The organism is Streptomyces sp. NPDC059994 (genome assembly GCF_042737755.1).
Lineage (GTDB): Bacteria > Actinomycetota > Actinomycetes > Streptomycetales > Streptomycetaceae > Streptomyces.
The window spans coordinates 41354-49586 of the sequence record NZ_JBHWUR010000053.1; the positions used below are offsets into that span (position 1 = coordinate 41354).

An 8233-nucleotide genomic window follows, 5' to 3' on the forward strand; every position below is an offset into this window, starting at 1 on the left:
GCAGGAAGCGGGAGCAGGAAGCCGGACGGCGACAGGAGACTTCGTGAAGGTCGGCTGCATCGGACTCGGGGACATCGCGCAGAAGGCCTATCTGCCGGTCCTGACCACCCTTCCGGGGGTGGAGCTGCATCTGCAGACCCGCACCCCCGCCACCCTCGCGCGGGTCGCCGACACGCATCACGTCCCGCTCGCGCAGCGCCACACCGAGCTCGACGCGCTCCTCGCGCAGGGCCTCGACGCGGCCTTCGTGCACGCGCCGACCGCCGTGCACCCGACGATCGTGACCCGGCTGCTCGAAGCGGGCGTGGCGACCTACGTCGACAAGCCGCTCGCCTACGAACTCGCCGACTCCCAGCGGCTCGTGGAGCTCGCCGAGGAGCGCGGTGTGAGCCTGGCCGTCGGCTTCAACCGGCGGCTCGCGCCCGGCTACGCGCAGTGCGCCGAGCACCCGCGCGAGCTCATCCTGATGCAGAAGAACCGCGTCGGGCTCCCCGAGGACCCGCGCACGCTGGTCCTGGACGACTTCATCCACGTCGTGGACACCCTGCGCTTCCTGGCACCGGGGCCCGTCGAGCACACGGTCGTACGGGCCCGGGTGCGCGAGGGACTGATGGAGCACGTCGTCCTCCAGCTCTCCGGCGACGGCTTCACCGCCATCGGCACGATGAACCGGATGAACGGCTCCACCGAGGAGATCCTGGAGGTCTCCGGACAGGACACCAAGCGGCAGGTGCTCAACCTGGCCGACGTCGTCGACCACAAGGGCCAGCCGACCGTGCGCCGGCGCGGCGACTGGGTGCCGGTGGCCCGCCAGCGCGGCATCGAGCAGGCCGTGCACTCCTTCCTCGACGCCGTACGGGCCGGGAAGCCGGTCAGTGCACGGGACGCTCTTGCGACGCACGAGCTGTGCGAGCGGGTGGTACGGGAGGCTTTGGAGCAGGCCTCCTGAGGGAGCGCCGCCCCGTGAAGGCGCAGTAGGCGGCGAGGACCAGCAGCGCCGCGTACACCGCCCAGTCGCCGAACCGGACGTAGAGGGTGGTGCCGTCGGCGAGCGGCACGTCGTACACCGCGGCCGTGCTGCTCCCGGTGCCGAGCCATTGGCCGATCCGCTCGCCGTCCGGGCCGTACACCGCGCTGATCCCGGTGAGTGTGGCGTGCACGGCCGGGCGGCCCGTCTCGGCGGCGCGCAGCGCGGCGAGCGAGGCGTGCTGGGCGGGCGCCCAGCTGTGCTGGAACGACGACGTCGACGACTGGGCGACGATCAACCGGGCGCCCTCGCGCACCAGATGGCGGCTCATGTCCGGGAACGCCGACTCGAAGCAGATCACCGGGCCGATCCGCAGCCCGTCCGGCAGTGTCATCACCACCGGCGTCGAGCCCCGGCGCCGGTCCTCGCCCGCGGCCTTGCCGACCGAGGTGGCCCAGCCGAGCAGCGAGCGGGCCGGGATGTACTCGCCGAACGGCACCAGCCGCATCTTGTCGTAGCGGTCGCCCGTCGGCCCGTCCCGCCCGACCAGCACCGAGCTCTTGAAGATCCCCGGCCGGTCGGCGCGGCGGGCGTCCACGTTCACCAGGATGTCAGCGCCCACCGCCCGCGAGAGCGAGGCGATCCTGGCCGCGAGGTCCGGCCGGGCCGTCAGGTCGGAGCCGACGCTGCTCTCGCCCCACACCACCAGGTCCACGTCCCGCCCCGCCAGCTCCCGGGTCAGGGCCTCGCTGCGGGCGAAGCGGGCGTCGGCGCCCTCGTACATGCCCGGCTGGACGACGGCGACCCGCACCCGGCCCGCCCGTTCGGGACGCGGCGCCCACGCCCAGACGGCTCCGGCGGCGACGGCCCCGGCGAGCACCGCGGCCACCACGGGCGTACGCGCCGGGCGGGAGACGAGCAGCAACGTCACCGCGACGTTGGCGGCCACCACGAACAGGCTCACCAGCCAGACGCCGCCGACCGAGGCGAGGCGCAGCGCCGGAACCACCTGCCACTGGCTGGAGCCGAGCACCCCCCACGGGCCGCCCAACCCCTGCCAGGAGCGGACCAGTTCGACCATCAGCCAGCCCGAGGGCAGCACGGCGAGCGCAGCGGTCGCGCGCTGCGGCGAGGGCCTGCCCGCGCCGGGCCCGCCGAGCGCCGAGCGCACGAGGACGCCCCACGGCGCCCACAGCAGCCCCAGGAGCGCGGCCAGGACGACGATGAAGACGGTCAGGCTCGGCATCAGCCAGTGGTGCACCGCGAGCATGAACCCGGTGCCGCCCAGCCAGCCGTCGAGCGCGGCCCGCCGCCCGTCGCGGGCCGAGCGGATCAGCAGCAGCCACGGCACCAGCGCGACGTACGCGAACCACCACAGGCCCGGCGCCGGGAACGCCAGCGCCGGGAGCGCCCCGGCGAGCAGCGCCGCCGTGCCCCGCCACCACCGCGACACCGTCAGACGGTGCCGCAGCCCCGTGAGACCGTGCCGCAGCCCGACCGGAACCCGCATGCCACGCCTCCTCGCCCCCGCCCATGAGCAGTGGTCTCCGCCCGGGCGTGTCCCCAGTGTGCGCCCTCAGTGTGCGGCAGCGGGGCGGCCGCCGCCCAGCTGGCCCGCCCGCCCGGCGAGTCCGCCCCGTCGCGCGCCCGTACGCCCCGTTCAGCCCGTGCCGAGCGCCCCCGACGCATGCCGCCACTTCTCGTGCACGGTCACCTCGCGCAGCCGCCAGCCCGCGTCGGTACGCAGCACCGAGAACGCGTACCGGCCGCCGGAGACGAAGTTGGGCTCCACCGGTCCGCCGTCGCCGTCGTCCTGCGCGCCGAACCGCATGGGATTGAGGTAGTCGGCCCGCACCTGGGCCCGGTCGCCCGGGTAGCCGCCGAGGTCCTGGAGGGTGAGCAGCCGGTTGACGATCAGGTGCTGGCGGACCGGGAAGAGCCGCATGGTCTCCGCGAGCCAGGCCGCCACCTCGGCCGCCGGCCCCTCCACACCGCCCGCCGTGCGGTAGTCGGCGCGCCCGTCAGGGGTGAACAGCTCCCCGTACGCGGACCAGTCGGCGTCGTCGACGGCGGCCGCGTAGCCCGTGACGAGTTCATCGATGGCGAGCCGGTCCATCACGGTCGAGAGTTCCACACGCTGGGTCATCGCCACAGTCTCCGGCAGAGGGAGCGGGGGGCCAAGGGCCTCGGCGGTCGACAACCTGGACGGCCCCGCTCTTGTGGGCGTCGGGCGGCGCGTGCTACCGGTGGGCGCCATGACCGCACCGAGCGATTCCGCCGCCTCCGCCCGTGCTTCCGTCCGCAGCGAGCGCAGCGGCCCCGTCACGACCGTGGTGCTCTCCCGCCCCCACGCGCGCAACGCCGTGGACGGTCCCACCGCCCGCGCGCTCGCCGACGCCTTCCGCGCCTTCGAGGCCGACGACGAGGCGGCGGTCGCGGTGCTCTGGGGCGAGGGCGGCACGTTCTGCGCGGGCGCCGACCTCAAGGCGATCGGCACCGAGCACGGCAACGCGGTGACCGAGGACGGCGACGGCCCGATGGGCCCGACCCGGATGCGCCTGACCAAGCCGGTGATCGCGGCGATCTCCGGACACGCCGTGGCGGGCGGCCTGGAGCTGGCGCTCTGGTGCGATCTGCGGGTGGCCGAACAGGACGCGGTCTTCGGCGTCTTCTGCCGCCGCTGGGGCGTCCCGCTGATCGACGGCGGTACGGTACGGCTGCCCCGGCTGATCGGCGCGGGCCGCGCGATGGACCTGGTCCTGACCGGCCGCCCGGTGGACGCGGCCGAGGCGCTCGCGATCGGCCTGGCCGACCGGGTGGTGCCGAACGGGACGGCCCGCGCGGCGGCCGAGAAGCTGGCGTCGCAGATCGCGGCGTTCCCCCAACTCTGCCTCCGCGAGGACCGCCTCTCCCTCCTGGAACAGGAGCCCCTGCCCGAGCCGGAGGCCCTGCGCAACGAACTGGCGCACGGCGTGCGGTCGCTGGAGCGGGCGGGGGAAGGGGCGGCCCGGTTCGCGGGGGGTGCGGGGCGGCATGGGGTGTTCGGGGAGTGAGACGCGCCTCCCCGGGCCCTGGTCAGCCGCCCGTGACCTCCCCCGCGTGCGGGCTGAGGACGTCGGCGCCGACCAGGAAGAAGAGGATGACGCCGAGCAGGATGCGGTAGATCACGAAGGGCATGAAGCTCTTGCTGGAGATGAACTTCATGAACCACGCGATGACCACGTACCCGACGCCGAAGGCGATCACCGTGGCGAAGAGCGTCTCGGCCATCGGGGCCTGGCCTTCGCCGCCCGCGTCCTTCAGTTCGAAGACGCCGGACGCCAGTACCGCCGGGATGGCGAGCAGGAAGGAGTAGCGGGCCGCGGACTCACGGGTATAGCCCATCAGCAGGCCGCCGCTGATGGTGGCGCCCGAGCGGGAGACGCCCGGGATCAGGGCCATGGCCTGGCACATGCCGTAGACCAGGCCGTCCTTGACGCTCAGGTCCTGGAGCGACTTGCGCTGCGTGGCCGCGCGGTGGCGGCCACCCGCCTCGTCCCGGGCGGCACGGCGGTCGGCGATGCCGAGGACGACGCCCATCACGACCAGTGTGGTGGCGATGACCCGCAGATCGCGGAAGGTGGTGTCGATCTGGTCCTTGAGGACGATGCCGAGCACACCGATCGGGATCGAGCCGACGATGACCAGCCAGCCCATCCGGGCGTCCTGGTCGCCGCGCATCTGCCGGTCGGTGAGCGAGCGGAACCACGCCGAGATGATCCGGACGATGTCCTTGCGGAAGTAGATGAGGACAGCCGTCTCGGTGCCGATCTGCGTGATCGCGGTGAACGCCGGTCCCGGGTCCTGCCAGTCGGCGAAGGCCGCGGTGAGGCGGAGGTGCGCGCTGGAGGAGATCGGCAGGAACTCCGTGAGCCCCTGGACAAGCCCGAGTATGAACGATTCGAACCAAGACATGGGGCGTGGGCCATCCCGGGTGCTGAAGACGGTTGCGGGCACGACGATCCGACGGCCGGTGTGATGGTGTGATCGACGGCCGGTCGGAGGGCAGCGTACAGGCCCGAGATGAAGCGGGAGTTATGCGGTCCTGTCGGGCGCGGGCGGGGCGACGGGCACCTGCGTGGTGGCGGGGGTGGGGGCCCCCGGCCCGGCGGGCGCCCACGACGCGGCGGGTGCCTCCGGCCCGGCGGGCGCCTCCGGCTCGGCGGGCGCCCCGGACGGGGCGGGTGCCTCCGGCGTCTCCGCCCGCCCGCTGAACCGGTGCCGCTTGCGCCACGCCACCGCGGCCGCGCCCAGGCCCGACACCGCGATGAACCCCATCGCGATCAGGAACACCGGCGAGGTCGGGGACGCGGCGCGGCTGCCCGCGACCACGTACGCCGCCGTGTTGGGCACCGACCCGAGTCCCGTCGCGAGCAGGAACGGCAGCCAGCCCATCCGGGAGACCGCCGCGCAGTAGTTGGCCGCCGCGAACGGCACACCGGGGAAGAGCCGGATCGCCATCATCGACCGGAATCCGTGCCGGCTGAGCTGGCCGTCCGCCGCCTTGAGCCAGCGGCCCCGCAGCAGCGGCCGGAGCGCGTCCTGGCCGAGCGCCCGGCCGAGGCCGAACGAGATCCCGGCGCCGAGCACCGTCCCGGCGAGCGCGGACGGCAGGCCCGCCTGCGACCCGAAGATCGCGCCCGCGGCCAGGTTGAGCAGGGGGCGCGGGACGAACGCCGCGGTGCACAGGCCGTACGCCACACCGAACAGGACCACCGCGGCGCCGCCGCTCAGCCGATGCGGCCAGCCGTCGGCGAGCAGCCGCTGCGGTTCGAGGAGCAGCACGGTCGTGGCGGCCGCCGCGAGCACCAGCACCAGGAGGGCCAGCCGCGACCAGGGCGAGAGCAGCGCCCTGGTGCAGCGAACGGCGAGCCCGGCGGACGGTCGGGCGACTAGGTCGTCGAGGTCGGCGAGCATCCGGGGAGAGTAACCGACCGGGGCATGTGATCGCCGTAACGGGCGTCGCCTTATGGCCGTACGCGGGGCGGACAGCGCCCACATCCAAGACGCACGAGCCCCCGCCGGGGACGCCCGCGCCGAGCTCGGCCCTCTCGCCGGGCACGCCATGGCGCCGCGCCGGGCTCCGCCCTCTCGCCAGGTATGCCATGGCGCCGCGCCGGGCTCCGCCCTCTCGCCAGGTATGCCATGGCGCCGCGCCGTGGACGCGGCGCCGAGCTCGGCCCTCTCGCCGGGCATGCCATGGCGCCGCGCCGTGGATGCCGCGCCGAGCTCGGCCCTCTCGCCGGCCGCGCCGTGGACGCGGCGCCGGGCTCGGCCCTTTCGCCGGGCATGCCATGGCGCCGCGACGCGGGCGGCCCGGCAGCCGTGCCCCCGCCGGCAGACGCGGGTGCCGACAGCGGCGCCGCCCCGCCAAACCCCCGCCCCCAAGCCCCCGCCCCGACTCCCCGCCGCCGAAAACCATTCGACGGCCGCCCCGCGCCGGGGCATGATCGGCAGCATGTTCCGGCACGCCTTCCCCGCAGCGCCGTCCGCAGTCGCGGACGCGCCGAAGGCTGCCCTCGCCGCAGCGGCAATCGCCGCCATCGTCGCCATCGCGGCAATCGCCGCTGACGCAGCGCCCCTCGGCGGCGCCCGAAGCTGACCCTTCCCGGAGAGACCGGCGGACCCCGCAGGGGGAGGGTCGGCCGGATCCAGGGGTCCCGTCGCAGCTTCGAGTCATTCGGCATCCGAGGGACACAGCCATGCCCAAGACGGCATACGTACGCACCAAGCCCCATCTCAACATCGGCACGATGGGTCATGTCGACCACGGCAAGACCACGTTGACCGCCGCCATCACCAAGGTCCTCGCCGCGCGCGGCACCGGTACTTTCGTCCCGTTCGACCGGATCGACCGGGCGCCGGAGGAGGCCGCGCGGGGCATCACCATCAACATCGCGCACGTCGAGTACGAGACCGACACCCGCCACTACGCCCACGTCGACATGCCCGGGCACGCCGACTACGTCAAGAACATGGTCACCGGCGCCGCCCAGCTGGACGGGGCGATCCTCGTCGTCTCCGCACTCGACGGGATCATGCCGCAGACCGCCGAGCACGTCCTGCTCGCCCGCCAGGTCGGCGTCGACCACATCGTGGTCGCGCTCAACAAGGCCGACGCGGGTGACGAGGAGCTGACCGACCTGGTCGAGCTGGAGGTCCGCGACTTGCTCTCGGCGCACGGGTACGGGGGCGACTCGGTGCCCGTCGTCCGGGTCTCCGGACTGAAGGCGCTGGAGGGCGACCCGCGCTGGACGGCGGCGGTCGAGGCGCTGCTCGACGCGGTCGACACCTATGTGCCGATGCCGGTCCGCTACACCGACGCGCCGTTCCTGCTGCCGGTGGAGAACGTGCTGACCATCACCGGCCGCGGAACGGTCGTCACCGGAGCCGTCGAGCGCGGCACGGTCCGCGTCGGCGATCGCGTCGAGGTGCTGGGCGCGGACATGGACACGGTCGTCACCGGTCTGGAGACCTTCGGCAAGCCGATGGAGTCCGCCGAGGCCGGGGACAACGTGGCGCTGCTGCTGCGGGGGGTGCCCCGCGACGCGGTGCGGCGCGGCCAGGTGGTCGCGGCGCCCGGCAGCGTCACGCCCAGCCGCCGCTTCACCGCGCAGGTGTACGTCCTGTCGGCGCGCGAGGGCGGGCGGACCACCCCGGTCGCCACCGGCTACCGGCCGCAGTTCTACATCCGTACCGCCGACGTGGTCGGGGACGTGGACCTCGGCGAGGCGGCGGTGGCGCGCCCCGGCGACACGGTCACCATGACCGTCGCGCTGGGCCGGGACACTCCGCTGGAGCCCGGGCTCGGCTTCGCGATCCGCGAGGGCGGACGCACGGTCGGCGCCGGGACGGTCACCGGCCTCCTCTGACCGGCGGCCGAACTCCGACCGGCGGCCGAACTCTGACCGGCGGCCGAACTCCGACCGGCGGCCGAACGGGCCCGCCTCCTCCGGTACCCCCGGCGGAGGCGGGCCCCGCGTCTTCCGCCATGCTTCGGGCATGGGAGACACGGCACTGGTGCTCGGCGCGGGCGGAATCACCGGCGTGGGCTGGGAGATCGGCATGCTGTACGGGCTCGCCGAGGCGGGCGTCGACGTGACCGGCGCCGAGCTGGTGGTCGGCAGCTCGGCGGGCTCGGTGGTCGCCGCGCAGATCACCTCGGGGCGGAGCGGGCTGCCGCAGCTGGATGAGGGGGTGCGCGCCCGGCGCGAGGGCGGGATCCCG

7 protein-coding genes and 1 pseudogene are annotated in these 8233 nt (G+C 74.3%); 4 read left to right on the top strand and 4 right to left on the bottom strand.

The window, feature by feature from the left end; translation table 11 throughout:
- Positions 1-43: 43 nt before the first annotated feature.
- Complete coding sequence (locus tag ACFWA7_RS24315) at positions 44-949, top strand: Gfo/Idh/MocA family protein (RefSeq protein WP_385534807.1); 906 nt, start codon at positions 44-46, stop codon at positions 947-949.
- Here ACFWA7_RS24315 and lnt read toward each other — a convergent pair.
- Positions 873-2477 (bottom strand): apolipoprotein N-acyltransferase, encoded by a 1605-nt coding sequence (gene lnt / locus ACFWA7_RS24320; protein ID WP_385825169.1) that lies wholly within the window; start codon positions 2475-2477, stop codon positions 873-875. The two genes, ACFWA7_RS24315 and lnt, sit on opposite strands and share 77 nt — an antisense overlap.
- Positions 2478-2627: 150 nt before the next feature.
- On the bottom strand, positions 2628-3113 hold the full coding sequence (locus ACFWA7_RS24325; protein ID WP_385534811.1) for a nuclear transport factor 2 family protein: 486 nt from the start codon (positions 3111-3113) through the stop codon (positions 2628-2630).
- Positions 3114-3222: 109 nt separating this feature from the next.
- Between ACFWA7_RS24325 and ACFWA7_RS24330 the strand changes: the two genes are divergently transcribed.
- Positions 3223-4020 (top strand): crotonase/enoyl-CoA hydratase family protein, encoded by a 798-nt coding sequence (locus ACFWA7_RS24330; protein ID WP_385534813.1) that lies wholly within the window; start codon positions 3223-3225, stop codon positions 4018-4020.
- Positions 4021-4042: 22 nt separating this feature from the next.
- Here ACFWA7_RS24330 and ACFWA7_RS24335 read toward each other — a convergent pair whose 3' ends face one another.
- Both ACFWA7_RS24335 and ACFWA7_RS24340 read right to left on the bottom strand, forming a co-directional pair.
- Positions 4043-4921 carry an undecaprenyl-diphosphate phosphatase gene (locus ACFWA7_RS24335; protein ID WP_385825171.1) on the bottom strand — a complete coding sequence of 293 codons (879 nt, stop codon included), beginning with the start codon at positions 4919-4921 and terminating at the stop codon, positions 4043-4045.
- A 120-nt stretch (positions 4922-5041) separates the two neighbouring features.
- Positions 5042-5923 (bottom strand): TVP38/TMEM64 family protein, encoded by an 882-nt coding sequence (locus tag ACFWA7_RS24340; RefSeq protein ID WP_385825173.1) that lies wholly within the window; start codon positions 5921-5923, stop codon positions 5042-5044.
- A 785-nt stretch (positions 5924-6708) separates the two neighbouring features.
- On the opposite strand from ACFWA7_RS24340, the gene tuf reads away from it, so the two are divergent.
- Positions 6709-7878 (top strand): elongation factor Tu, encoded by a 1170-nt coding sequence (tuf, locus tag ACFWA7_RS24345; RefSeq protein ID WP_385825175.1) that lies wholly within the window; start codon positions 6709-6711, stop codon positions 7876-7878.
- 130 nt (positions 7879-8008) lie between these two features.
- Positions 8009-8233, top strand: a pseudogene (locus ACFWA7_RS24350) (patatin-like phospholipase family protein); the annotation flags it as partial.

What these genes read in the sequence shown, in the direction of transcription:
- ACFWA7_RS24325 (WP_385534811.1), bottom strand. Translation starts at nt 3,113, where the DNA reads ATGACCCAGCGTGTGGAACTCTCGACCGTGATGGACCGGCTCGCCATC.
- ACFWA7_RS24335 (WP_385825171.1), bottom strand. Translation starts at nt 4,921, where the DNA reads ATGTCTTGGTTCGAATCGTTCATACTCGGGCTTGTCCAGGGGCTCACG.
- ACFWA7_RS24340 (WP_385825173.1), bottom strand. Translation starts at nt 5,923, where the DNA reads ATGCTCGCCGACCTCGACGACCTAGTCGCCCGACCGTCCGCCGGGCTC.
- tuf (WP_385825175.1), top strand. Translation starts at nt 6,709, where the DNA reads ATGCCCAAGACGGCATACGTACGCACCAAGCCCCATCTCAACATCGGC.
- ACFWA7_RS24330 (WP_385534813.1), top strand. Translation starts at nt 3,223, where the DNA reads ATGACCGCACCGAGCGATTCCGCCGCCTCCGCCCGTGCTTCCGTCCGC.
- lnt (WP_385825169.1), bottom strand. Translation starts at nt 2,477, where the DNA reads ATGCGGGTTCCGGTCGGGCTGCGGCACGGTCTCACGGGGCTGCGGCAC.